Below are 25,367 nucleotides of genomic sequence, written 5' to 3'. Positions count from 1 at the left end.
GGAATAACGCGAAACGGCAGCTTGCCGGCTGCCGTTATCCAAAATCTATTAGTCATGCTCCTCCAGCCAAACATCTTTGAAGTCAATCCAGCCCAATGGGTTCAGGTTCACACCTCGTACGGAAGGATGCAAATACGTGCTTAATCGTCTGTGGTGCAGGAAGGATACCACCGCTTCCTCACGGAGTCGCTCTTCTATTTCTTTGAGCACACGGCGTCGTTCATTCAAGGAATCGACTGCTACAGCCAGATCGATCCGGCCGATTATCCACTCTGTCCTCTCCGAGTCAAAAAAGTTCTTCATCACACAATCTCGATGCTCGTAAGCCTCGATTTCGCAAACTTCATCCTCCGGAAATACGAGCCCGGTAATACAGAAGTCGGCTTGCATTAAACAATCGTAAGGCAGCTTCTCCGTCTGAATTCCCCAATCGGCCAAACGGTTCATGACCCAAGCGCCGTCCTCCTCGTACTTCGGATGAAAAGCAAAGCGTAACATGTCTCCGCCGTAACCCGATTCACGCAAAAGAGTGCGAATCCGCTCAGGCTGGATTGGCTCAAGCTCCAGCGAATCATTCTGCTGCGGCCTAAAGCCAAACGCGGGGAACGCCCTTTCGCCGCCGAGCTCATCGATCATCTCCTGCGGGTGCAACATCCGGCGTACGGCCTGGCGGAAGGACTCGGACTGCTGCGGCCCTTGGGCAGCAACGTTCCAATTCAGAAGAACGCAGCCCTGGCAGATCTTCTCGAGCTCCTGCCACTCTTCCTGCGTGCTTTCCCGGTCCATCCTCATCGTATCCAGACTATGATGCACCTTCGCAAGCTTATCAAGCTCTTGACTGCAGTCCTCCGGCATGATAACGACTTCCACTTCATCCAGATAAGGTCTGCCTTGAAAGTAAGCATCATAGGCATTCAGCCTAATTCGACCGTTCATCCACTTCGCAAGCTGGAAAGGCCCCGTCCCAACCGGTTGATCCCAAAACTTCTCCTCATCCATGCCCGCAAATTCGAACGGAAGAATACCTGCGGCTGCCGAACACATAAATCGGTCGAAGATCCGGTTCACCCGGTTCAGCTTAATCCGCAGCACGCGAGAACCAATTGCCTCTATGCTTTTAACCTCGCGCAACAACCAGCTGTTCGCCGTTTCCCCCTGAAGTCGCTGCATAGTAAACTGTACGTCCCTGGAGGTAAGCTCCTGGCCGTTATGGAAGCGAACGCCTTTACGGAGATAAAACGTCCACTCCGTGGCATCCGGATTTGAACTCCACGAATGGGCAAGCATCGGCACAATCTTCTCCAATTGCTCGTCAAACCTTAACAGCCGGTCAAAAATCTGGCGAGTCAGGTGGGAATCAAAGGAATAAAGCAGATCGGCCGGATCAAGCGTCACGGGTGCTTTTAAAACGGGGAAGATTAGTGAATCCCGACATTGCTCCCCTTCACCGGTCTCTTCTTTTTTGTAGCCGAACTGATTGTCTAACCATTCCAAAAACTTGTTTCGGGCATTCGTACCGTTGCCGTATTGTGTAATTAGATCGAAAGCCCGCTTGTAATCTCCTTGTTCCGCTGTATGGGCGGCAAACTCCAATAAATAAGGTTCTTTGGCGGCATGAAATGCGATTCTGGACCGGTGGCCTCTGCCGACTCCCGGAAGCCACTCAATCAGCTGTTCGCTTTGCAGCTTTTTCAGAATAAGCTTGGCATTGCGCGGCGTGCAGTATAACAATTCGGATAATTCCTCAAGAGTAACCTCGATAGGCCCCGCCCCGCCTCCAAAGCGTTCATATAACGTAAGATATCTCTCATCCAGCAACATGTCTGCAGTCCTCCCTAGCTTTTATCCAGGATAAGAAGTTGGGGCAAGTATACACTTCTTCCATGCGTTTGGGTAGCATGAAAATTTACACCTCTTACATAAAAAAGAGGAGCCTCGCAGCTCCGCTTAAAATAATTACCTATGAATGAACCAGGATACTAGAAAAAGTATGGCGCCAAGAACAATAACCGTGTAGAAAAAATAAGAGAACCACCGCAATGCCTTTGGCATGCTTTTTAAGTCCGCCCGTTGGCTCGGAACCCCCATAATCTTCTGATAATGATCCGTAGCTTCATTAAAATTTACTACGGTGGAAGAAGCAGATGATTCCTCTTTCTCCCTTTCTTCCTTCTCCTTCATCTTTGATCATCCCCTTCATTGGTAAATGCAGCACCTCTATAAACGCCTGCCCTCCGGCTTACTCTCTTCACACTATATTCGGCAATCGGCAATCAACTTCCTTTAATTTCCACATTATGATCCTCGAAAGTCGACTGCAATCGGACAAGCAAGATCCCTGTCGGAAATTCTTCTATCGGTCAGGCTTAAAGAATATTTATATACAATGCTGCTTGAAAGATAACTTGCCATCCCCCAAAAAAGGAGGTATCCACACTCGCAATGCCAGCTACAATTACGGGAATCGTTTTTAACGATGTGAACCATGACGGAGTATTTACTGCTGGAGAGCCCGGAATACCGGGTGCATTTGTCGTGCTGTTCAGCAGTACCGGCAGCACTTGCACTTCCGTTCAAACCGATGCGGCCGGGAACTACAGCTTTTCGATCTTGGCAGCGGGTACGTATACGGTGTATGAGACCGTCGGCAATCCCGGGGCCACCTGTCCCCCGGTTGCTTTTTCCCAGCCTGCAGGTTTTACCATGTCCAATGGACCACGCAAAATAACGTTAACCGTTACGGCGGCACAGGTTACGGGAAACGCCGTACTTAGCGGCAACAATTTCAGTCATGACACGATTAATAACCCGCTGGGTTGCACCACAAGCATGATTCAATTCTCCGGCCGTCCTTCTGTCTGGTACAACATTAATATCGTTACGGGCACAGCCGTCGTCCAAGGAACCGTCAGTCCGCCTGTCGATATTAACGGCATTGGCTATAATACGATTGATAATTACATCTATGGCTATGATCAATTAAATAACCGTATCCTCCGCGTAGACAACAACGGAAATGTCATCACCCTGTCTCCCCTTCCGCCTGGCCTACCGGCAGACACTTACAATGTCGGAACATTTGACCTGAATGGATTCCTTTATTTGTTTGTTAATAATGAAACGAGATTTTATGTCATTGATCTTCGCCCGAATTCCTCGACGTTCATGAAGCTGGTCAATCCGGCTAACGGCTTTTTGGAGCAGACCAGCAACTTTGGAGTTGCCTTAAGCCGTGCGCTCAACTCCAGCGACTGGGTATATCGGCAGCAGGACGGTAACCTGTACGCTATTACGCCAACCGGGCTCATGCAGCGGATTGTTCCCAATACGGGCACAATCACGAATATTACAACTACTCCTTTAAATACGGGACCTTTTGGTGCGGTTGCTCTAGATGCAACAGGCACAATTTATGCCATTTCGAATAACGACGGCACTATATACCGTTACACCATATCGGGGAATACAGCTGCCGCAAGCCGCTTTTCTTCAACGGTCTCTTCCTCCTTAAACGATGCCACGATGTGCGCTCTAGCAACTATTAATCTGGACTTTGGCGATGCGCCGGATGTTGCTTCGGGCAATGGGCCGGACAATTATTCTACGCTGCTTTCCTCCGATGGCCCCCGCCACGGTCTCGTTAATAATCTGTTTCTTGGCACGAGAGTTACGGCGGAGACCGATGCTCATCAGAATTTTGACGCAACCGGGGATGACTTGACGCAAGGCATCCAAGACGATGGTCTCGCCATTCCCCTGCCGCCATTGATTGTAAATATAGGATTTTATTCCTTTCCGGTGACCGTGACGAATACGACAGGTACATCGGCAAATCTGTATGCGTGGGTAGATTTTAACGGCGATGGCATTTTCCAAGTAGATGAGGCTTCTCCCGTATTGACGATTCCTTCGATTCCCGGCACTCAAACCTATGAGCTTCATTTCTTTCCTGCCTTTGGCGTGACGCCCTTCCTGGACCATACTTTTGTTAGACTGCGTTTAACAACCGATACGCTGGTGAATGCGAATCCGCCGGGACAGCTTGCGGACACCAGAAGCTTAGGGCCGGCAACCGACGGGGAAGTAGAGGACTATATTGTTTTTGTCCAGAAAGCTATTGAAATCTTTATTAACAAAACCGCTGAGCCTACGGAAGCATTACCGGGGCAGGTCATCACCTATACCTTCTCGATCAAAAATCCGGCGCCGTTTCCGCTAACAAACGTTCGTATTGAAGACTCGCTTCTTGGCCTGGTCGATATCATCTCTTTCCTTCCTCCCGAATCGACCGTGGAGCTGCATGCCACATACGTTGTTCCGCCCGGAACGCCAGCGGGCTCCGTTATCGTGAACACGGTATTTGCGATATCGGATCAAACCCTCCCGGTTCAGGATCAAGCCGAAGTGATCGTGCTGCCTGATTACCAGTTATCTATTACTAAATCGCCTGACCGTCTTACCGTTCCTCCCGGCGACACGGTTACCTATCGGATTACCGTCGCCAACTTATCCAATGCTCCCGTAACCAATGTTATCGTTAAGGATGATCTTGTTGGCTTTACGGATGTAATCCCATCGCTTGCTGCCGGGGAATCCCGCTCCTATAATGTACCGTTCCTTGTTCCTGCCGGCACTTTAGCAGGCACCGTCTTCAACAACCTGACGGTTGCTACTTCCAATGAAGCGCCACCTGTATCCGATACCGCAACGATCGTCGTTCCTCCGATTCTGGAAATTTATCTGGTCAAATCGGTTAATCCTCAGGTTGCGGCTCCGGGAGAAACCGTACTCTATACGATAAACGTAACGAATGCGGGGAATGATAGACTCACGAATATCCGCATCACCGATCCCGTACTGAATGTTGACCAGATCTACGAGGCGATAGATCCCGGAGACTCGATCATCGTTACTGTTCCTTTTGTCATTCCGGCTAATGCCCTGCAGGGCGAGACCATAGTGAATGTCGCATCCGTTACGACGGACCAGATTGGACCCGCCCAGTCGGATGCCGTTGTAAAAGTGCTGGGACAGCCCGCTATCTCTCTCACCAAATCGGTTTCACCTCCGCAGGCTGCGCGAGGGGATCAAGTTACGTACACTTTGGTCATTGCAAATAATGGAAATACGGTTCTTTCCGATGTTCGGTTAACAGATCCTTTGATTGGACTAGACGAAGTGATCGGCACTTTGGCGATTGGAGAGCAAAGAACGGTCAGCTTCCCGTTTATCGTCCCGGATTTGTCCGTAAATCCAATCGTAAATACAGCTGCCGTATCGGGTACATTTGAGACATTAACGGTAACGGACATCGATGAAGCTTCTTTGGATATATTAATTCCTGAGCCTTCTATCGCAATTAATAAATCAGTTGACCAGACCCAAGCAATTGCTGGCAGTACGGTCTTTTTTACGTTCACCGTGACCAATACCGGAAATACAGCGCTGACCAATGTCGTTATTAACGATCCTCTTCTTGGCTACATCAATACGATTGCCGCACTTGAGCCTGGCGTATCCGTCATCGAGAATGTCCCGTTCACGATACCTCCTACTGCCGCAGCCGGAACAATCATTAATAACACGGTTATTGTTACTTCAACGGAAACCCCTCCTCAGGAAGAATCGGTCATCGTAACGGTAGTGGGAGTTCCCGAGCTCTCGATTACGAAGACGCCAAGCGTGGAAAACGCGCTGCCAGGTGCTACTGTCACCTACACCATTACGGTTACGAATACCGGCAATGTTCCGCTCACCAACGTTATTGTTCAGGATGCTTTGCTGGGCTTAAGTTCGGTTATTCCAACTCTCGGAATAGGAGCCTCTCAATCGTTTACGCCATCCTTCGTCATTCCGGTTGGCACGCCAATAGGAACGGTTATTCAAAATCGAAGCACAGCCGCTTCCGATCAGACCGATACGATAGATACCACAGCAAATGTGCTTGTAGACCCGTTGCCTCCGGTTATGACCGTTACCAAAACACCGGACAGGGAAATTGTTGCTCCCGGCGGCACCGTTACCTATACGATTACGGTTGCTAATGCGGGGACGGTTGTATTGACGGGTGTTGAACTCAGGGATGATACCATTGGCGTGGCCAGCGATATCGGTACGCTTAACCCCGGCGAGAGCCGGACGCTTGTGTTCCTTTACGTTGTGCCGTCAAGCATCCTGCCGGGTACAGTTATTGTGAATACCGCCGTTGCCACCTCCGATCAGTCCAATCCTGAAGAAGGCACTTCTACGGTAACTGTAGATCCAACCGCATTGCTTCAAATCAGCAAAGTTTTTGAGCCGGCCGAGGCACCCCCGGGTCAGACAGTAACAGCCATCATTCGCGTTCAGAATACGGGAAATGTGGAATTAACCAACGTCATCGTGACGGATGCTGCTCTTGGACTAAATTCGGTTATTCCAGCTTTGCCCGTTGGCTCGGTCTATACCATTCCGCTTCCGTTTATCGTGCCTATCGTCCAGGCGGGAACCATTCTTACCAATACGGCAACCGCGACGTCAACAGAGACGGGAGAGACTTCGTCGACCGCAACACTTACCGTGCAGCCTGAATTTGTTCTTAACCTGACCAAAAACGTCGAGCCCTCTGTCGCTTTAGCCGGAGATACGGTAACCTTCACCTTCCTTATCCAAAACAATTCAAACACTTCGCTTACTAATTTGCGGTTCATGGATGAATTACTGGGAATTGACGAGACTGCGGATACAATTCCGCCCGGATTCACTATTCAGCTATCCCGGACATTTACCATTCCTGCAGGTACTCGCGGCGGAACCGTTCTAGCCAACACGGCCGTTCTAAGTTCGAATGAGACACCTCCCGTTAACGCATCCGCCAATGTGACCATCCCGGCGGATCCAAGACTGGAGGTCACGAAGACCGTATTTCCACCAATCGCGTTGCCTGGAGAAACCGTCTTCTTCCGAATGCGCGGTCAAAACACGGGTAACGTTCCGCTAACGAACATCCGTGTTTCCGATCCGTTGCTTGGCATCTTTGCTACCGTCGTCTCGCAGGACGTTGGCGAAGCATTGTCGCTTATTATCCCGTTCACCGTTCCGGACAACGCGGTGCCGGGCACGCCGATTGTGAATACGATACTGGCGGAATCGTCCCAAATCGGCCTGGTACGCGCCGACGCGGTCCTTCGGGTCATCGGACCACCGCTTGTCGTAACGAAAAGCGCCGATTCTCCTACGATTTTTGTAGGCGATAAGGTTAGATTTACAATAACTGTGGCTAATGTGAGCGATCTGCCGATTAATGATGCGGTCCTTCACGATGTGCTGCAAGCGGGAACCTTATTTGTTCCGGGCAGCGTGGATATTAACGGCAGGAACGTAAGCGGAGCGGATCCGGCACAAGGCATACCGCTTGGCAATCTGTCTCCCGGCCAGTCGCTGACCGTCAGATTCATAGCCGAGCAGTCCCTTCTGCCGCCGGATGAGCAGGTCGAGAACCAAGCCTCCGTCAGCTTTAGAATCGATGATTTATTGAAGAGGCTTACCATTCGTTCCAATCTGCTTGTTCTGCGCGTGGAGCAAGAGGAAGAGTAAGAGTCTGTGGCGCCGTCAGGTCATAATACTGATGGCGTTCTTTTTTTGAACAACGGCTAACGAAACTACATATCGCTATTTACTTGAAATAGGCGGTGTGGAAATTATAACGAAACCTGGTAGCGCTATTTACCGATTATCAGCATGATAATGCCTGAAAAAGGGCAAATAACGATATGACTGGACCTCTGTCAAGAAAGTGGACACTGAGTTAGTGTAATTATGCTGCCTCTGCTTGCTTGAATTGAGCTGCAAAACGAACTGGCGACATGTAACCAAGCGAGCCGTGAATTCGTTTGCGATTGTAGAAGAACTCAATGTAGCGGTAAATTTCTTGGTGTGCTTGTTGTTTCGTTCTAAAGGTTGGATTGCAGTAGATCAGTTCCTTTTTCAGAATGCTGTGAAAGGACTCCATGCTGGCATTGTCGTAGCAGTTACCTCTCCGGCTCATACTTGCTTGCATCCCGTACTCTACTAGCTTGTCACGATACTCTTTTGAAGCATATTGGGAGCCACGATCAGAGTGATGGATAAGGTCTTTTTTCGGCTTCTTCGCTTGTTCTGCATCTTCGAGGGCACCTAAAACCAACTCCGTTTGCATACGGCTTCCTAGGCGCCATCCTACAATTTCTCGCGTACAGAGATCCATGATACTTGCCAAGTACAGACGCCCTTCCCTGCAAGCGATATACGTAATGTCTGCTACCCAAACCTGATTAGGCTTTGGCGTCTCAAACTGTTGATTGAGCGTATTTGGTGCCACGGCATAATCGTGATTAGAGTCTGTCGTTTGCACCTTATACTTTTTGGAGACACAAGAACGAAGCCCCAGCTCAGCCATGTACTTGCTCACTGTACGCTCTGTTGGCAATAGCTTTTCTTGGTGAAGTAAATGAGTGATTTTGGGACTTCCATAGCGCTCATTGCTGTCATGGAAGTGAAAGAGGATACGCTCTTGGATTTTTACCTTTTCAAGCTGCTGTGGACTTGGTTCTGCTGTTCTCCATTTGTAGTACCCGCTCGTCGAAATACCCATAACTTTGCACATCTTCTCCACAGAAAACTCCGAGCGATTGTCTTCAACGAACTGGAATCTCAATTCTTTGGCTTGCTGAAGATGTGCACTGCCTTTTTTACAATAGCTAACTCCTCTTCAACGTCAGCAATGCGGCGATCTTTCTCCACGAGCTCTCGTTCCTTTTCACGGAGTTGCTGTTCAAGTTGCCGTATCTTATCCATGTTCCCAATTGGCTCGTTCTCGAAAGTACGATACTTTCCCATCCACTGGTGAAGTGTACTCGATGGAATGTTGAGATCTAGAGCAATATCCCCAATTGATTTCGTCTGTTCCTGGACAAACTTTACGGTCTCACGCTTGAACTCCTCTGTGTACCTTTGCCGTTGCTCACCCATGTGAACACCTCCTGTTAAGACCATTATGGTAATTCTCTTAACGGGTGTCCACTTTCCATTCTAGTTGCAGACGTTTCGTTAGATTCCAGAGGCGGCCGCATTTGAGCAAATAAGGATATCCAGTTTCGTTAGAGATCATAACGCCGCTAATTGGATGACTTTCCAAACACAAACTACCGGTTACGTTTCTTCATTGTTCGTACCGGTCTCCGCCCTCTTCGTTATCCGATATTTGCTGGGCGACATGCCATTATGCTGTTTGAACATTTTGCTGAAATGATATTCCTCGTAATACCCGCACAGCTTTGCCACTTGATTGACGGGATAATCGGTAAAGACGAGATAGCCGCATGCCTGACGGTTGCGTATATGATCCAAATATTGTTTGGGTCCCATACCCGTATGCTTCAGGAACATCTTGCGAAGATACGAAGGAGAAATGCTGTGCGTGTGGGCCAATTGTTCAATTCGCAAATTTTCTTTGTAGCTGCTCTCCAAGGTTTGTTTTATCTTCTCATACGAAGCAAATACGCCCGACTCTTCGATATTCCAATCCGGCGCCTTGCTGTGCTGCAATTTGTTCAGTAACAGAAGCAGCCGAGATTCAGGAACGCTAGAGCCGTCTGTTACTCGGGCAGTCCAGCTCCGATTGATTTCACGGAAACACGCGCCAAGCTCTTCGGCTTGCGGATCTCCGTATCGACTTAGAAAAGGGAGGCTCAGTTTGCCAACCGGCATCGCATTCTTCCATACCGCCTCGTAGACTAGCTCCGCGCAATCGAACAACACCATGGTCATGCGAAGCGGCGCCTCCGGATCCGAACGCATGGACATTTCCAATCCCGGTCTCAAGTACGCTAGCATGCCTGCCTCCACCTGATGCTCGATGTTCGTCAGGAAGGTCCCTCTCCCCTCATGAATCCAATAGAAGCTATGGACATTCACAAGGTTGCGAATATCCTTCCAGCCGGGATACGTTGATTTATCGAGAATGAGATGAATATGGACAACAAGATGTTTGGTAGCTTGGCTAAGGTCTGCCATCTTGCATTACCTCCTGGAATCGTTCAGTAAATAAACAGGCTCGAAAATGACATGCGAATATCGGTTTCTTCCATTCAGCTGCCCGGGCCGTCATGCTATATTAACCATATTATCAGACGATTACCACGCCGGCTATGAATAGCTGAAGCTTAAGGAGGATCCGCATTGATTCGTACTTTTCCGGAGCATCATATTCGTAAAACCAAGCTGTTAGACGGGCCTTGGGACTTTATAAGAGATCCTGAAAATAAGGGACGGCAAGAGAAGTGGTTCGAGCGATTTCCACATGCCGAGAAATCTCTCTATGTGCCTTCCTGCTGGAATAACGAACTTCATTTGTATGATTACGAGGGCATCGCCTGGTACAGGAAAAAGCTGCGGACCGAAGATACCCGGCATGTCCGGCTTATTTTCCATGCCGTATTAGGCCATGCCGATGTCTATCTCGATGGACAACATCTTGGTTACCATTATGGCGGGTATACGCCGTTCGAATTTATCCTCCCTTCCCTTCCTGCCGGAGAGCATGAGCTGATTGTCCGGGCAGACAGCACGCTCGACCGCCTGACTATTCCGACCGAAGTGGTGGACTGGTTCCATTACGGCGGTATTATCCGCTCGGTTGAGCTTCAGACCTTACCGGATATTTATATCGATAAATTCGCAATTAACTATGAGCTGGATGGGGCTGCAGCAGACGTTAAGTTTCAAGTGCGTTTTAATTCGCTCTCGCAAGCCGATGGAGCCGCACTTTTCACCCTATCCGTAGACGATCAAGTCATCCGTTCTGAACAAGTACATGTGGGAGCCGGTCAAACGAAAGAGCTTCAATTCGAATTCCGATGGAATGACGTCCGGTTGTGGAACCCTGGTCAGCCGGAGCTCTATCTTTTCCGGGCTGCCATTGAACATGACGACAAATATGAACGGATCGGCTTCCGCAAAATCGAAACAAAGGATCACCGCGTACTAATCAATGGCTCTCCCGTCTACCTTAGAGGCGTTAACCGGCATGAGGAGCATCCGGAATGGGGCTTCGCCTTCCCTCCCAAGCTCATGCAGAAGGATCTGGATATCATTATTGAGCTTGGCTGCAATACGGTACGCGGCTCCCATTATCCTCAAAGCCCATATTGGTTGGACTTATTGGACGAGAACGGGATTGTTTTCTGGAGCGAGATTCCGATCTGGGGAGCTGCTCTTCCCAATGAGACCGTCTGCGAACCTCTCTTTCAGGAGCGTGCGTTGTCGATGTTGGAAGAGATGGTCCATATGCATATCCATCACCCTTCGGTTGTATTCTGGTCCGTTCATAACGAGATTGATACAAGAACGCAAGACGCTTACGAGTTGACGAAGAGGATGGTCGAGCTCGTGAGGAAGCTGGATTCCAGCAGGCTTGTGACCTATGCCACCATGCATCCGCTCGAGGATGTCCTGCTTCCGCTGTTTGACGTCATTGGCATCAACAAATATTACGGCTGGTATGAAGGCCAAGTTGAAGGCTTTAGGGAGATGCTTCAACAATTCCATAAACGGGCGGAACAGTTGGGTGCGGGAGATAAGCCGATCCTGATGACCGAATTCGGCGGAGCCGGGATATTTGGTGATGTCGGCTGGGAGCCAAGGCTGTTCAGCGAGGATTACCAGGCGCATATCGTCACCGAGGCGCTAGGCATTTTCAGAGAGGATCCTCGCATAGGAGGCACTTATATCTGGCAGTTTGCGGATATCCGCGGTGATCTGAAGAGCAGCGGCAGACATTTCCGCGACCGGGCACGCAGCTTCAATAACAAAGGGCTGGTTAACGAATACCGCAAGCCGAAGCAGTCCTTCCGCGAAGTGCGCCGCATCTACCGGGCTTGGAGTGAGCAGGATCAATAGACAGCAAAAAGAGACAGCCGGAGCTGTCTCTTTTGCTGTCTATTATGCCATACTCCTTCTTAGCTTTGAATCACCGAAATAAGCTCCTTAAGCGACTCAATGGCATAGGTGGGTTTAATCTCGTCCGAAACGGATACTGCCCTGCGATTGTAGAAGCAGAAGTCGATTCCAGCGTTTTGGGCTCCGTGATAATCATCGCTTAACGAATCTCCCACAAAGAGAACCTCGCTGTTTGACAGCTTTAGCTCCTCAAGAGACAGATCAAAGATTTCTTTTCCAGGTTTCCGTACGCCCGCTTCATCCGATACGATGATGGAATGAAATTTCTCGTAGATTTGACCGGCGGCAAGTCTCTTGCGTTGCGCCAGGCCTAATCCATTGGAGATAATGCCCAGCTTATGCGTCGCCTGAACCTGTTGAAGCAGTTCTTCGGCTCCAGGCTCAAAATAGCAAGTATTGCAAAAATGATGCCAATAGGTAGCAGACAGCTTCTCATAGGCAGAATCTTGAAGACTAATCGTATCTCGGAACGAATGAATAAGAACATCCTCAATGGTTTGATGAGACCCGCGCTTATGAACAAAATCCATCCAATGCTTGAAGTTATGTCCGAGGTACGCTGGCCAGAATGCATTCCAGCTCGCTTCATTATCCAGGTTCAGGTTATGTTCGCGGACCGTTCGTCTCATGCATTCCGCTTCGCTATACGTATAGTCCAGCAAGGTGTTGTCCAGATCGAAAATAATCGCTTTATACATAACGGGTTCCCCATTCTACCATTCCGCAATACTGCCGTCACGGTGGCGCCACACCGGATTTCTCCAGTTATGCCCGACCGCAGCCATTTGTCTGACATGCTCCTCGTTAATTTCGATTCCGAGGCCCGGGCCTTGCGGGATGGTCACATGCCCATCTTGATAGTCGAATACGGCAGGATCCTTCAGATAATCCAGCAAATCTCCGGTCTCGTTATAATGAATGCCAAGGCTTTGCTCTTGAATAAAAGCGTTATGGGAGGTCGCATCCACCTGCAGGCAAGCGGCCAGAGCGATTGGTCCAAGCGGACAGTGCGGCGCGAGCGCCACATCGTAGGCCTCCGCCATCGAGGCGATCTTTTTGCATTCGGTAATTCCGCCTGCATGCGACAAATCCGGCTGGATAATATCCACCGCCCCATCGCTGAGCAGTTGCTTGAAGTCCCAGCGCGAGAACATCCGCTCGCCGGTCGCAATCGGAATAGACGTATGCTTGGTTAGCTCCTTAAGAGCTTCGTTATTTTCCGGCAATACCGGCTCCTCTATAAACATCGGGCGATAAGGCTCAAGTTCTTTGGCCAAAATCTTGGCCATTGGCTTATGGACGCGCCCATGGAAGTCGATTCCGATCCCAATGGATGACCCTACCGCATCGCGTACGGCTGCGATTCGGGCAACGGCCTCATCGATTTTGTCGTAAGAATCAATGTATTGAAGCTCTTCCGTGCCATTCATCTTCACTGCGGTAAATCCGGCGGCAACGATTCTTCTCGCTTCCTCGGCCACCTCGGCCGGACGGTCTCCGCCAATCCAGGAATATACGCGCATGGTATCGCGGCAGGCGCCGCCCAGCAGCTGATAGATTGGAGCGTTATAGAATTTCCCTTTTATATCCCACAGGGCTTGGTCAATTCCCGAGATCGCGCTCATCAGAATTGGGCCTCCCCGGTAAAATCCCGAACGATACATCATCGACCAATGATCTTCAATTCGCATCGGATCCTTGCCGATCAAATATTCCATCAGCTCGTGAACGCAAGCTTTTACCGTTTCGGCGCGTCCTTCCACGATAGGTTCGCCCCATCCCGTAATGCCTTCATCCGTTTCAATCTTCAGGAACAGCCAACGCGGCGGAACTTGGAACAATTCATAGCTTTGGATTTTCATAATGTCCTCCCGGAAAGTGAGTGAGTGATTGAAATAAAGCAGTTCTGAAAGCGGTCACATGAATCAAAAAAACAATTCCCGTAACTTATTCTTCGCCGGTACGGCATTTCCCCCCTGAGCCAAAAAGAAAAACGTGCTCGTCCAAGAGGACGGCACGTTTCACGTTTAATAATGAATCATATGGGCAATAACCATCAGAACCGCTCCGATTACGATCCACATGCACATCAGCGGCCAGAAGAATTTTACCCACTTCTGATACGGAATGCCGGACACCGCCAGACTCCCCATGAGTGCCGAAGAGGTTGGCAGGATCATATTCGAGAATCCGTCGCCAAGCTGGAAGGCAAGCACGGTCGTCTGACGCGTTACTCCGATGAGATCCGCCAGCGGCACCATGATAGGCATCGTAGTTACGGCCATCCCGGTGCCCGATGTAATAAAGATGTTCATAACGTTCTGGAACAAGTACATGCCCAGCACCTGCACCGGACCCGGCAGCTCGCCAACCAGAGTGGATAAGCCGTATACAATGGAATCGATAACGCTGCCTTGATCCAATACAACCATAATGCCCCGGGCAAAACCGATAATTAACGCTCCGTATGTGATCGCCTTCGCGCCTTTTACGAATTCAGAAGCAACCCGGCTTGGTCCGTATCCCGCGCAAAATCCGCTCACGACCCCCATCGTCAAGAACAAGGCGGCAAGCTCCTCCATCCACCAGTCCTTCTTCGATACTCCCCAGATCAGAGTAGCGAAACCAATGATGACAACTGCCAATGTCAGATAATGCTTAAGCTGCATGCAGGGAAGCTTGTTCAGATCAAGCTCTTTCGTCACGACTTCCTTTTCGAGATCGCGAACGAGGCTTTTCTCCGGATTCGAACGAACCTTGCCCGCATAACGGACAATATACAAGCTTGTTACCGTAATGAGGCAGAGGAGAAGGATAATCCGCAGCCATGCCCCGGAGAATAACGGAACCTCGGCAATGGCTTGCGCCAGTCCCACGTTAAACGGATTCAGAATGCCTGCGGTAAACCCGCTCGCGGCACCAAGCGAGACCATCGCCGTCCCGGTAAGCGCATCAAACCCAAGCGCTCTTGCAACGGCAATACCGATTGGCACGAAGACCATAACTTCCGTCGACATGCCCATCGTAAATCCGGCAACCGAGAACAGCATAATTAAGATCGGGATAACCCATCTGCCTTTATTGGCGAAGTTTTTGGCAACCCTGCCCGTAATGGCTTCGATTGTCCCCGTAGAAGAGATGATCTCGAACGTGCCGCCAATAATAAGGATGAAAAAGACGACGTCAGCGGAATCCACTAGTCCGTGAACGATGGCTTTCGGGATGCTTACCAAGCTTACGGGGCTGGCATCGACTTCGTGATAGGAATTCGGCACAACAAGCGTTTTGCCCGTTGCCTGATCTTCGGCCCGTTCGAACTCGCCTGACGGAACCACGTAAGTCAAAGCGGCAGCGACAAATACGAGAAAAATAAGAATGACATACGTATGAGGCATTTTAAACCATAGCCGGGATGCCGGTTTAGTCGGGTCTTTCATTGTCTTATCCCCCATTTTTAGAATTGCTCCATTCCTCGAACTCTTTGCGGACAAGCCTTAATGCATCACGGTCCGAACAAAGATCGTAAGCGGTCATAGCCAGAGCTTTCGCCGATTGGTTCAGCTGAATCATTCCTTCCTCCGAGCCGGCGAGACGCGCGAATTCCGGCGTATGCGTCGTTGCTTCTCCAAGCCGGATATAAGGATGGATAACAGCGGTCATTTGACTGACATTGCCAATGTCCGAGGAACCAACGCCGCCCTTCTGCGGGGGATCGTTTACCTCAAGGCCAAGCTCTTCCTCCAGATTGCGTGCGAATAAGCCTGCCAATTCTTTATTATTGTTCCGCTCCGCATAAATCAGACCTTCCTTAATGTCGACCGTTGCCCCTACGCCTTCAGCCGCGCAGCGGACGGCGCGGTATACCTTTTCCCGGACCGTCTCCAGCTCCTGCACGGTGGATGCCCGCAAAATAAACACCATTTCGGTCAGCTCGGGCACAACGTTAGGCGCGTCCCCGCCCTTCGTTATAATGCCGTGAATCCGGACATCCTCCTTCATAAACTGGCGCAAGGAATTGATTGCCACATAGGCGTTCACTAGAGCGTCAAGCGCGCTGATTCCTTTTTCCGGCGAGGAGGAGGCATGGGCCTGTTTTCCGTGGAACGTAAACGTGGCATCCACGCACGCAAGCGCGCCTCGAAGCACCATCGTTTTGTTCTGCGGATGAACCATCATCGCCGCGTCAACTTCATCAAATACTCCGTCGTTGCACATGATGATTTTGCCGCCGCCTTCCTCTTCGGCAGGCGTGCCAAGCACGATGATTTTGCCGGGCAGCTCCGGGAAAGTACGTTTAAGCGCGAGGGCGGCGCCAACCGCAGCCGTTCCGATCAAGCTATGGCCGCAGCCATGGCCAAGTCCCGGAAGCGCATCGTATTCGGCCAGCAGCGCTATTGTTGGTCCGCCTGCTGCCCCTTCCCAAGTTGCGCGGAACGAAGTCTCAAGACCCGAAATCCCTTTTTCCACCGCAAAGCCCGCTTCCATCAGCGGCTCCGTGAGCCATTGCTGCGCTTTATGCTCGTGGAAGCTAAGTTCCGGATTCGCATGAATGCGAAGAGACAGCTCACGCAGCTGCGCGTCAAGCGAATCTACCGCCTGCGCAATCCGTCGTTTGGAATCTTTGTTGCCCATCAAGTTCCCACCTATCCTAAAATGCCGTATATTTATGCATCAATATGTATCAAATAATAAGGAAACCGGCCAGATAAGTACAATTAATTGTTTTTTGGGGAAGCGCATAACTTTTTTTATGGGTCATGGGAACATGAAAAAGCCCTGCATGCTCTCATGCAGGACCTCATGTGCGTGTATGCTCGCTTGTCATAAAATCAACGAATCTATCCACGATTGCCAGCTCGCGCGTCTGATTCCGGTATAACATCCATGTGTTTCTGCGGATCGGCTCTCCGTTCTTCTGCTTTAATTCCAGCGAATATAAACCATCCTCCGGTGAAACGAATACGCCGGGTACAATGGAATAGCCAAGCCCTTGCTTGACCATTTCCTTGCAAGTCTCGTAGGCATCGACCTGCATGGCTATGTTCGGAGGAACCTGATAATGCTCATGCCACCATTCCCGAATGGTATTGCCCAATGTGGACGCGGATGCGCGCACCGTCTTGGACTTGGGTTCGCTGTAATGGATATGAGGCAGCTCCGGAAGCCGGTCAAGATGGATAGGCTCACGGGAAATCAGGCAGATGGGCTCGTCATGAAGCAGCTCCTTCGCTTCCTGCCACTGGTAATTTCCGCGCACGATTCCTATATGAATCTCCTGCTCGGTTAACAAATCGAGAATCTCCGAGCTTAAAGCGCAGGTGACGTGGAATTGCACTTCGGGGTACAGATCCTTGAACATCCTAAGCAGAGGCGGCAGCTTGTATAAGCCGTAATAACTGGCTACTCCGAGACGAAGCGTGCCTTTTACGTGACTCCTCATGTTAAGAAGATAATCTTTCATCGCTGCCATCTCGTCGCGCATCTTCTTGGCAAAGGAGGCCAGAGCCTCGCCTTCCGGCGTCAAATACGTTCCTTTTGTATGCTTGACAATAAGCGGAACGCCGAATTCCCGCTCCATCTGCTGAATCCGGTACGTTAAGGCAGGCTGCGTCATATAGAGCTTTTCCGCCGCTTTCGTCAAGCTTTGTTCCTCGGCTACGTATTGCAGAATAACCGTGTCTTTATCGTCCAATCCTTAACGAGCTCCTTTTTAATTCCTCGGATAGCTGACATTCATAATATCCATAAACGGGACTTTATCCAATCCCGATGACGTCTCGATATGGACTTTGCCCGTCCTTGAATCCATCGCCGTAATAACGCCTTGAACAGGTTCTTCCCTGCCCCATACGGTAAGGACGATCGTGGACGTTTCATAGAAAGCTTCGCTTAACTGATTCCCTATCTCTTCCAGTACAAACTCGTCCCTCGTTGGACGCTTTGGCACTTTTGCTTTCGCCATATTTGTCTATTACCTCCATTAAGCCTTTCCTCTTGTTGTCCAATCATAACATATCCCGGAAGATTTAATGTCCGATTGGGGTGAAAAAAATCTTCCATCCGGCCTCCGTCCGATAGGATTGAATAATAGGCCATATTCCAAACGCATTTTACTTCGCTCGCGAGAATAGACATAAAGGTGGCAAGAGATTGATGAAGGAGGTATATAGATGGACAATAATCAAGGTTTTCCGGAGAATAATGCCCCGATGCCTAAGCAGAAATCAGCTAAAAAAGAGCATCACCATGGTTTATCGCCATCGCAATGGAGCGCGATTGACAGTCCGGCCGCTCTCCATTCGCAAACCGTAGGCGCTCGCGGCCCCATTCTCGAACAAGACAGCGTGCTGCATGAGACAATGGAGACCTTTATACATAACAAAATTCTCGAAAGACCCGTACATGTCAAAGGCTGGGGCGCTTTTGGCTACTTTCAGACCGTAAATTCCATGGCCGCCCATACGAAGCTGTGTTTCTTGCAAAGGCCTGGCCATCAGGTCCCCGTTACGGTCAGGTTCTCCCTTGCAGTCAGCAATAAGGGAACCCCGGATACATCCCGCAATGTACGCGGATTCGCGACCAAATTTTATACGGACGAAGGTGTCTTCGACCTGGTTTTCAATCATATTCCCGTCTTTCTGATCAGAGACCCTATTCGTTTTCCGGAATCCATACAGGCTTTCTTGCCTTCGCCTATCAATAATTTAATTGACCCAGAGAGGTTCTGGAGCTTTATCGCAAGAGCGCCGGAATCCACTCATTTTATCGTATGGCTGTATTCCGATGCCGGAACGGTCAAGAGTCTCCGCCATATTCCCGGGCATAGCGTTAATACGTACGTCTGGAGGAATGCGCAGGGCGTCCGAACCTATGTTAAATACCACTGGATTCCTTATGCCGGTGTCGAGACCATAGACGCCGAGGAATCTGCGGAACTAAGCTGCAAGAATCCCGATTACGCCGGTCAGGATCTGTACGATACGCTTGCTTGCGGAAAAACGGTAGAGTACGGCTTATACGTCCAGCTGATGGATCCTTCGGATGAGGGGAGCCTTCCTTATGATCCGCTCGACGATACGAAAATTTGGGATGAGGATCAGTTCCCGCTTCTGCCGGTCGGCAAGCTTGTCCTCAACCAGAATCCGGACGATTATCAGGAGCAGGTGGAGAAGCTTGCCTTCTCTCCATCCAATCTGCTGGATGGCGCCGAGCTGTCGGATGATAAAATGCTGCAAGGACGTTCGAATATATACGCAGATTCGCAGCGTCACCGGATCGGGCCGGACTTCCGCAAGGTGCCGGTCAATCATCAGGCGAACTGGACTCCGGGCTCCATGCAGACTAGCGGCAACGGACGGTACGTGGAAGGGCATCTTGTGAGGTCCGACATTCCAAAGTCCGATGATTTCACGCAAGCGGGTCAATATTACGATCGTCTGCAGCCTGTACAGAAGGATCATCTCGTCAAAAATCTGGCCGGCGATCTCTCCGCGGCATGCGAGGAAACCCAAGCCATTGTACTCGGTTATTTAAGCAAAGCTTCAACCGAATTAGGTGAACGCGTCGCCAAGCAAATTCACGCTCAGAAAAGCTGACGTTTACATGCAAAAAACCGTTCCCGGAAAAAGGGAACGGTTTTGTTTTTCACGCGGTTACTTTGGCTGAGGCATAAATACGGTAGGTTCCTGACCCAAGGGAAAGCACTAGCAATCCGCCTTCCTCCCGGAAACCGATAACGCCGGGAGCCAAGCTAAGATCGGCGCCATTAACCGAGATGGCATCAGGCAGCGCACCTTGCAATCTCACTTCCGCCGTCGTGTTGGGAGGAAGCTCAAACTCGTAGCTCACAGCCCCGTCCACGCCCGTACTCCATCCGCTACGGATCAATCCATAAACGGATTTATAGGAGGCTTTGGCGTAAGTAAGGCCAGAATCCGTGCGCGGACGGAAAATAATGCGCTTATAGCCCGGCTGAGATTCATCCAGATCAAGTCCGGCTACAACCCTGTACAGCCATTCGCCGATAGAGCCGTAAGCATAATGGTTATAGGAGTTCATATCGTCACTCCAGAAGGAACCGTCCGCTTTAATGCCATCCCAATGCTCCCAAATCGTAGTTGCCCCTTGGTGAATGGAATAGAGCCAGGACGGATAGTCCTCCTGCTGCACCAGCTTAACCGCCACATCGTGATAGCCGTTCTCCGACAGAACATGACTTAAGTAAGGCGTTCCTACAAAACCGGTCGTTAGATGGAACTTTTGCTCCGTTACGTAGTCCGCCAGCGTTTTGGCCAGCCGATCTCGCACCGAGCCTTTGACAAGTCCAAACATCAACGGCAGAACGTGAGCGGTCTGCGTATGAGCGGCAAGCCTTCCGTTAGGCGTAAGGAATTCACGCTCGAAGGCTGATACAATCTGGTTGTACAGCTCGCGGTAATGCTCCGCATCGTCCGTGCGGCCGAGCACTTCGGCGGTTTTGACGAAGAGTTCCGTAGAGTAGGCATAATAGCAGGTTGCAATCAGATCTCTAGGCGTTGCTCCGACATAATCCCCTTCCTTGGCGTCCAAGCCCAGCCAATCTCCGAAGTGGAAGCCGGTATTCCAGAGGTATTCGTCGCTGCCTTGCTTGCGAATGTACTCGACCCACGCCTTCATGCTGTCATATTGCTCTTCAAGCACGCGCTTGTCTCCGTAACTGAGGTACACCGTCCATGGACAGATCACCGCGGCATCGCCCCAAGCTGCGGAAGAATGAGAATTCTCGTCCAGCACATGAGGGATAACGAACGGCACTCCCCCGTCACTGCGCTGGTCTGCCTTCAGGTCGCGAAGCCATTTGGCGAAAAACGGAGCCACGCCATAATTGAATGCGGCCGTACGGATAAAGACTTGAGCGTCGCCCGTCCAGCCAAGCCGTTCATCGCGCTGCGGGCAGTCCGTCGGAACATCGAGGAAATTGCCGCGTTGTCCCCAGATAATATTTTGCTGAAGCTTGTTTAACAGAGGATGAGAGCACTCGAAAGCACCCGAAGCCTCCATATCCGTATGAAGGACATGTCCGGTGAATTGATCCAGGTTCAGCGCGGCATCCTTCGGCCAGCCCATAATTTTCACGTAACGGAAGCCTTGGAACGAGAAATGCGGCTCGTATTCCTCTTCTCCGCCTTTGCAAATATATCGAACCGTCTGCTTCGCTTTGCGCAAATTGCCGATATAGAAGTTGCCCTCCCGGTCCAGCACCTCGGCATGCTGAATCGACAGCTCCGTACCTGCCGGCAGCTCGATGCGGAAATGCAGGCGTCCGACCATGTTTTGGCCCATATCCAGCACCGTTTCGCCGGAAGGGGTATGAATAAGCGCGATAGGCTTTAGCTTCTCGGTTATGCGGACGGGTTCGTTTTCCTGCATGACCAGGATATCCTTCGATTGGGCAAGCTCCGTTACGCCAGCCCAGGAATGATCATCGAAGTCTGGCTCCGACCAGCCCTGAATTTCCAACCGGGCATCGTAGGTTTCGCCATGATACAGCTCTGACATGAGGATCGGACCGGTAGCCGCGTGCCAAGACGCGTCGCTGGCGACTACTTCCGCCGTTCCATCGTCATAGTCGATATGAAGCTGAAGGAGCAAAGCGCGAATGTTGCCGTAAATGCTTTTCTGATTGTTCCAAGCCAAGTCGCCTTTGTACCATCCGTTCGCGAGTGAAGCACCGATTGCATTGCTCCCTGCCGCAAGCTGCTGCGTCACATCATAAGCCTGTACTTGGAGTCTGCTGGAGTAACTCGTCCACCCCGGCGTATATTCCCAATCGCCAACTCGGTTGCCGTTCAGCTCCAATTCGTATAGTCCAAGCGAAGTCGCGTACAAGGTTGCGCGGCTGATGTTATGGCGTGCCGCAAAGCTTTTGCGGAGCATAAAAATCTCCTCCGACTGCGGATCGATAGCCGTCGCATCTGGCGTAATCCAGGACGCCTCCCAATCCGAGGTTTGGAGAAGGCCCATTTCCCAATATGCAGTGTCGCTCCATTCCGATTCGTTGCCTTTGTTATCCCATACCTTCACCCGGTAATAGTAACGGCCTCTAGCCTGCAGCGAATGCCCGCCGTATTCGATCAGCGTCGATTGCTCCGATTCCACGCGGCCTGTGTCCCAGACCAGCTCCAGCTCATCAAATCCTACCAAACCGCAGGATACCTGAATCTGATAAGCGACCTGCATCACATGGACGTCAGCGGATTGAAGCTGCCAGCTGAGGCGCGGCGATATCGCTCCGAGTCCGATTGGATTATGCTGATATTCACAACGCAAATGGTTTACTTGCAACAAAGTCATATACGAATTTCCCCTTCCGGCAATCTTGTATGCCATGCAGCATCATTAACTTGATTGTATGGCAAGAGAGATCCACATTCAGGGGATGATCCGGACAATTTCATGGGTGGATCTGGACATCTTGCAAACGGTTTCGTACGATAGAGACAAATAGCTTTAGTCGCTGAAAGGAGTATGGACGATGAGCATCAAACGAAGCTCCTATGTGATGTCAGCCGCGTCTTTTTTCGAGCCCGGCGTACCGCTCTACGTAAACCGCGCCTACGAAAGCTTTGACATGGATGAGCATTCGCATGAATTTGTCGAGATTACGTACGTCAGCGAAGGTGCCGGCGTTCATTATATTGCCGGCGAAGCCGTTCCGGTTGAGCATGGAACATTGTTCTTTATCCCCGTCGGGCAAAGCCATGTCTTCCGGCCGAAAACGCCTAAAAAAGACCGGCCTCTAATCGTCTACAACTGTTTGCTGCCGGCATCTTTCATGAGCGAATTGCGGGATGGCTTCCCTTATGCCGCTGAAATTTTAGACTGTTTCTCGGATGAGAGTCTATCCTGGTTCTCGGTCAAGGATTCCACGGGAGAGTATCATGCGATGTTCCGCGAGCTCTATCAGGAGTTTGCCGCCAAGCCGCCGGCATATATGGTTGTGCTTGCCTCTCTCGTTATGCGGATATTAACGGGACTCTATCGGCATAAGCAGCATATCATTGCCCCGGCCGGCGACCGGCCGCAATGGTTAAGCGTGGACGAAGCCATCGCTTATATTGACCGGAATTATTCGTCTGAGCTTAAGCTAGGCGAACTCGCGGCCCAAGCCAGGCTTAGCGAAAGGCAGTTCAGCCGCCTGTTCCGCCGCCATACCGGGATGAGCCTGATCGAATACGTGCAGAGCATCCGCATGGATGCCGCATGCCGCCTCTTAACCGCCGGTCACGGCAGCGTTGAAGAGATCGCGGGTATCGTCGGTTATGCGGACCTAAAGTTCTTCTACCGTTTGTTCAAGAAAAAAACCGGGGTTACCCCCCGGCAGTATCGCGATGCTATGTTGAATAAGTAAGCTGCTTAATCCGGAACGTATCCCCATCATCCACCGCATCATACAGCTTGCAGCGGGAATCGGGCATCTTGAACGGAGAGTGAAGGATCAGCTTCCATTCCCCGTCAAAGGTCTGGAAGAACATGCCATGTCCGCTGTCGTCGAAAACAAGCGGCTCCAGCTGCTCCCACGGTCCTTCCAGCTTGCCGGTTGCCGATCTTGCAATCGTCTGGACATAGCTGCCTTTATCGTAAGTCGACCATAACATGACGAGCCGGTTCTCCTTCGTCCGGTACAGCTGGCAGCCGTCGGTCACATAAACAGACGGCGCCCCGCCATCCTTATGCTCGCCATTATCCCACGGAGCGTCCGAGCCGTTAAACAGATGGATTGGATCCGATGCCCGATCGGATAGATCATCGGTTAACCGCACGGCCTCAACGGTTCCATCCGCCGTCTGCACCCACTCATGGCAATACACCATCCAGGGCTTCCCTTCTTCGTCTATATACAAGGAGCCGTCCAGCGTCATATGCTCTTCTGGCGGAACCGGAGCATCCCGCTTGATGATCTCGAATGGCCCCTCCAAGGAATCGGAAACAGCGATAACGGAGCCGCGCCATTGAAGCGGATAACCGCCGTTCCCCTCTCCTTCCAGCTTCTTGTCGTTATTATGTAACGTAACAAAGAGATAATATCGGCCGTTATAGGCATGAACCTCCGGCGCCCATGCGCCATGCTTCGGATTCGCCCATATTCCTTCGGGAATCGCGAAGACCACATATGGTCCTTCCCACTTGGAGAGATCCTTGCTTTTATATGCGAGAACGCCATAACGGTCCATTCCATGGATTCTCGGGCCGCCGCCCGTATACAAATAATAGGTTTCCGTAGTCTTATCCGCTACTATAAACGGGTCATGCGCCGGAATATCGGCAAGCGAATGGCCTGTACTCGGGTTTGCAACATCTGAAGCCGTGTTATACGCGTTCATATCAACAATCCCTTCCTATTGGTTGTAATCCCTCTGAACATTTCTGTATCATGCCGGCTATTCCTCTAAAGGTACCCAAGTTTAACTCGAACTTTTAGTCCAGATGCCGTCTCCTGTATTCGCCGGGCGGCATCCCCATCTGCTCCGTAAATACGTTCGTAAAATAATGAACGGATTGAAACCCGGAATCCGCCGCTATTTCCTTCAGCGAAGCAATAGAGGTTTTTAATAGAATCTCCGCATGCTTTAACCGTTCATTACGCAAATATGACAGGAACGTATCTCCACCGTCCATCTGAAACAAGCGGGATAACTGCCTGGTCGACAGATTCATATAATCCGCAACCTCCTCAATCTTAAGCGGCCGGGAGAGGTTATCTCTAATGTATTGCTTAGACTGGCGCAGAACCGCATAACGGGTTGAATCTGTCGACCTGGCTGGGCTCGGCGCGGAGACATTGCCCTCCTGACCAAACGGCTGGACCAGACTCGTGAGCAGGATGCCTGCCATCATGGTCAGATCCTCGATTTCATTGTATGGCTGGCATGAGGCATGATGGTACAACCCAAGCCAGTAATGGATAGACCTTGTATAGTCCGCATTTTTAAATACCACATTGCCCGTCTCCAGATTACGGCCATAGCGGCGGAAATCTTCTTCGCGCGAACTCTCCGGATCAAGCTCGTAAGCTACATACATGAGCCCCATTCCGTTCTCGCTTCGGATCTGATGCCAGACACCGGGCCGGGATACGAACAATGTCCCCGCCTCAAGTCCGTAAACGGTATCCTCATCCTGGTATTCGCCTACGCCCGACAACACGTAGCAAACTTCGTAGTAAGAATGCTTATGGATGTGATTGCTGTAATGCTGCGGGCGCAAGTCCCAGTAGTGGACTTTAAAGGCAAGTCCGCTTGCCTTGCATTTCGTAAGCATTTCATTCAAAAAACGGCTGCCGTTTTCAATGGCCTCTATGTTCATCTTGTCACATCCTGGCGTAAATTCTTAAAAGGATGGCTTTTTTAGCT

The 25,367-nt window shown here is 50.7% G+C and carries 18 protein-coding genes; 4 read left to right on the top strand and 14 right to left on the bottom strand.

Annotated elements, in window-relative coordinates; all coding sequences use genetic code 11:
• Positions 1 to 48: 48 nt before the first annotated feature.
• Entirely contained in the window at positions 49 to 1,821 is a 1,773-nt protein-coding gene (locus tag ACR9FF_RS14835; protein WP_435171904.1) for an ABC transporter substrate-binding protein, read from the bottom strand.
• A 135-nt stretch (positions 1,822 to 1,956) separates the two neighbouring features.
• Positions 1,957 to 2,181 carry a hypothetical protein gene (locus tag ACR9FF_RS14830; RefSeq protein ID WP_435171903.1) on the bottom strand — a complete coding sequence of 75 codons (225 nt, stop codon included), beginning with the start codon at positions 2,179 to 2,181 and terminating at the stop codon, positions 1,957 to 1,959.
• Positions 2,182 to 2,442: 261 nt separating this feature from the next.
• On the opposite strand from ACR9FF_RS14830, the gene ACR9FF_RS14825 reads away from it, so the two are divergent.
• Positions 2,443 to 7,575 carry a DUF7507 domain-containing protein gene (locus tag ACR9FF_RS14825; RefSeq protein WP_435171902.1) on the top strand — a complete coding sequence of 1,711 codons (5,133 nt, stop codon included), beginning with the start codon at positions 2,443 to 2,445 and terminating at the stop codon, positions 7,573 to 7,575.
• A 220-nt stretch (positions 7,576 to 7,795) separates the two neighbouring features.
• On the opposite strand, the gene ACR9FF_RS14820 is transcribed toward ACR9FF_RS14825, so the two are convergent.
• The 3 genes from ACR9FF_RS14820 to ACR9FF_RS14810 all read right to left on the bottom strand — a co-directional run bounded on the left by ACR9FF_RS14820 (position 7,796) and on the right by ACR9FF_RS14810 (position 10,032).
• On the bottom strand, positions 7,796 to 8,674 hold the full coding sequence (locus ACR9FF_RS14820; RefSeq protein ID WP_201005073.1) for an IS3 family transposase: 879 nt from the start codon (positions 8,672 to 8,674) through the stop codon (positions 7,796 to 7,798).
• Positions 8,671 to 8,988 (bottom strand): transposase, encoded by a 318-nt coding sequence (locus ACR9FF_RS14815; protein WP_201004885.1) that lies wholly within the window; start codon positions 8,986 to 8,988, stop codon positions 8,671 to 8,673. The genes ACR9FF_RS14820 and ACR9FF_RS14815 overlap by 4 nt, the downstream gene beginning before the upstream one ends.
• Positions 8,989 to 9,168: 180 nt before the next feature.
• On the bottom strand, positions 9,169 to 10,032 hold the full coding sequence (locus ACR9FF_RS14810; RefSeq protein WP_127492265.1) for a helix-turn-helix transcriptional regulator: 864 nt from the start codon (positions 10,030 to 10,032) through the stop codon (positions 9,169 to 9,171).
• Between the two features lie 165 nt (positions 10,033 to 10,197).
• On the opposite strand from ACR9FF_RS14810, the gene ACR9FF_RS14805 reads away from it, so the two are divergent.
• Positions 10,198 to 11,916: a glycoside hydrolase family 2 TIM barrel-domain containing protein gene (locus ACR9FF_RS14805; protein WP_435171901.1), complete on the top strand. Its 1,719-nt coding sequence runs from the start codon at positions 10,198 to 10,200 to the stop codon at positions 11,914 to 11,916.
• Between the two features lie 59 nt (positions 11,917 to 11,975).
• Here the strand turns inward: ACR9FF_RS14805 and ACR9FF_RS14800 are convergent, their stop codons facing one another.
• From ACR9FF_RS14800 to ACR9FF_RS14775, 6 genes are all read right to left on the bottom strand, one after another.
• On the bottom strand, positions 11,976 to 12,674 hold the full coding sequence (locus tag ACR9FF_RS14800; RefSeq protein WP_435171900.1) for a YjjG family noncanonical pyrimidine nucleotidase: 699 nt from the start codon (positions 12,672 to 12,674) through the stop codon (positions 11,976 to 11,978).
• A gap of 15 nt (positions 12,675 to 12,689) precedes the next feature.
• Positions 12,690 to 13,838 (bottom strand): galactonate dehydratase, encoded by a 1,149-nt coding sequence (gene dgoD, locus ACR9FF_RS14795; protein WP_201005308.1) that lies wholly within the window; start codon positions 13,836 to 13,838, stop codon positions 12,690 to 12,692.
• A gap of 165 nt (positions 13,839 to 14,003) precedes the next feature.
• Positions 14,004 to 15,428, bottom strand: a complete 1,425-nt coding sequence (locus ACR9FF_RS14790; protein WP_435171899.1) for a YfcC family protein — start codon at positions 15,426 to 15,428, stop codon at positions 14,004 to 14,006.
• The gene (locus ACR9FF_RS14785; protein ID WP_435171898.1) at positions 15,418 to 16,608 is read right to left on the bottom strand and encodes a M20 family metallopeptidase; all 1,191 of its coding nucleotides are present in this window, start codon (positions 16,606 to 16,608) and stop codon (positions 15,418 to 15,420) included. The genes ACR9FF_RS14790 and ACR9FF_RS14785 overlap by 11 nt, the downstream gene beginning before the upstream one ends.
• 166 nt (positions 16,609 to 16,774) lie before the next feature.
• On the bottom strand, positions 16,775 to 17,668 hold the full coding sequence (locus ACR9FF_RS14780) for a LysR family transcriptional regulator (protein WP_127492252.1): 894 nt from the start codon (positions 17,666 to 17,668) through the stop codon (positions 16,775 to 16,777).
• A gap of 18 nt (positions 17,669 to 17,686) precedes the next feature.
• Positions 17,687 to 17,938 carry a YolD-like family protein gene (locus ACR9FF_RS14775; RefSeq protein ID WP_127492250.1) on the bottom strand — a complete coding sequence of 84 codons (252 nt, stop codon included), beginning with the start codon at positions 17,936 to 17,938 and terminating at the stop codon, positions 17,687 to 17,689.
• 247 nt (positions 17,939 to 18,185) lie between these two features.
• Here ACR9FF_RS14775 and ACR9FF_RS14770 point away from each other — a divergent pair, with 247 nt between their 5' ends.
• The gene (locus ACR9FF_RS14770; protein WP_244935521.1) at positions 18,186 to 19,571 is read left to right on the top strand and encodes a catalase; all 1,386 of its coding nucleotides are present in this window, start codon (positions 18,186 to 18,188) and stop codon (positions 19,569 to 19,571) included.
• Between the two features lie 49 nt (positions 19,572 to 19,620).
• Here the strand turns inward: ACR9FF_RS14770 and ACR9FF_RS14765 are convergent, their stop codons facing one another.
• Positions 19,621 to 22,308, bottom strand: coding sequence for a family 78 glycoside hydrolase catalytic domain (locus ACR9FF_RS14765; protein WP_435171897.1), 2,688 nt, complete (start codon positions 22,306 to 22,308; stop codon positions 19,621 to 19,623).
• A 181-nt stretch (positions 22,309 to 22,489) separates the two neighbouring features.
• Here ACR9FF_RS14765 and ACR9FF_RS14760 point away from each other — a divergent pair, with 181 nt between their 5' ends.
• A complete protein-coding gene (locus ACR9FF_RS14760; RefSeq protein WP_435171896.1) occupies positions 22,490 to 23,365 on the top strand; it encodes a helix-turn-helix domain-containing protein in 876 nt (291 codons plus the stop codon).
• Here ACR9FF_RS14760 and ACR9FF_RS14755 read toward each other — a convergent pair.
• Both ACR9FF_RS14755 and ACR9FF_RS14750 read right to left on the bottom strand, forming a co-directional pair.
• Positions 23,349 to 24,338, bottom strand: a complete 990-nt coding sequence (locus tag ACR9FF_RS14755) for a glycoside hydrolase family 43 protein (protein ID WP_435171895.1) — start codon at positions 24,336 to 24,338, stop codon at positions 23,349 to 23,351. The genes ACR9FF_RS14760 and ACR9FF_RS14755 overlap by 17 nt on opposite strands.
• Before the next feature lie 94 nt (positions 24,339 to 24,432).
• Positions 24,433 to 25,320 carry a helix-turn-helix domain-containing protein gene (locus tag ACR9FF_RS14750; RefSeq protein WP_435171894.1) on the bottom strand — a complete coding sequence of 296 codons (888 nt, stop codon included), beginning with the start codon at positions 25,318 to 25,320 and terminating at the stop codon, positions 24,433 to 24,435.
• Between the last annotated feature and the right edge of the window lie 47 nt (positions 25,321 to 25,367).

The sequence above is a fragment of the Paenibacillus glycanilyticus genome, from assembly GCF_051200795.1.
GTDB lineage: Bacteria > Bacillota > Bacilli > Paenibacillales > Paenibacillaceae > Pristimantibacillus > Pristimantibacillus glycanilyticus.
Note: the sequence above shows the minus strand (reverse complement) of the source record. Positions and strands in the feature narration are given on the sequence as shown.

Excerpts from the sequence above, each read along its gene's own strand:
- ACR9FF_RS14835 (WP_435171904.1), bottom strand. The coding sequence starts at position 1,821 with ATGTTGCTGGATGAGAGATATCTTACGTTATATGAACGCTTTGGAGGC.
- ACR9FF_RS14830 (WP_435171903.1), bottom strand. The coding sequence starts at position 2,181 with ATGAAGGAGAAGGAAGAAAGGGAGAAAGAGGAATCATCTGCTTCTTCC.
- ACR9FF_RS14825 (WP_435171902.1), top strand. The coding sequence starts at position 2,443 with ATGCCAGCTACAATTACGGGAATCGTTTTTAACGATGTGAACCATGAC.
- ACR9FF_RS14815 (WP_201004885.1), bottom strand. The coding sequence starts at position 8,988 with ATGGGTGAGCAACGGCAAAGGTACACAGAGGAGTTCAAGCGTGAGACC.
- ACR9FF_RS14810 (WP_127492265.1), bottom strand. The coding sequence starts at position 10,032 with ATGGCAGACCTTAGCCAAGCTACCAAACATCTTGTTGTCCATATTCAT.
- ACR9FF_RS14800 (WP_435171900.1), bottom strand. The coding sequence starts at position 12,674 with ATGTATAAAGCGATTATTTTCGATCTGGACAACACCTTGCTGGACTAT.
- dgoD (WP_201005308.1), bottom strand. The coding sequence starts at position 13,838 with ATGAAAATCCAAAGCTATGAATTGTTCCAAGTTCCGCCGCGTTGGCTG.
- ACR9FF_RS14790 (WP_435171899.1), bottom strand. The coding sequence starts at position 15,428 with ATGGGGGATAAGACAATGAAAGACCCGACTAAACCGGCATCCCGGCTA.
- ACR9FF_RS14785 (WP_435171898.1), bottom strand. The coding sequence starts at position 16,608 with ATGGGCAACAAAGATTCCAAACGACGGATTGCGCAGGCGGTAGATTCG.
- ACR9FF_RS14775 (WP_127492250.1), bottom strand. The coding sequence starts at position 17,938 with ATGGCGAAAGCAAAAGTGCCAAAGCGTCCAACGAGGGACGAGTTTGTA.
- ACR9FF_RS14770 (WP_244935521.1), top strand. The coding sequence starts at position 18,186 with ATGCCTAAGCAGAAATCAGCTAAAAAAGAGCATCACCATGGTTTATCG.
- ACR9FF_RS14765 (WP_435171897.1), bottom strand. The coding sequence starts at position 22,308 with ATGACTTTGTTGCAAGTAAACCATTTGCGTTGTGAATATCAGCATAAT.
- ACR9FF_RS14760 (WP_435171896.1), top strand. The coding sequence starts at position 22,490 with ATGAGCATCAAACGAAGCTCCTATGTGATGTCAGCCGCGTCTTTTTTC.
- ACR9FF_RS14755 (WP_435171895.1), bottom strand. The coding sequence starts at position 24,338 with ATGAACGCGTATAACACGGCTTCAGATGTTGCAAACCCGAGTACAGGC.
- ACR9FF_RS14750 (WP_435171894.1), bottom strand. The coding sequence starts at position 25,320 with ATGAACATAGAGGCCATTGAAAACGGCAGCCGTTTTTTGAATGAAATG.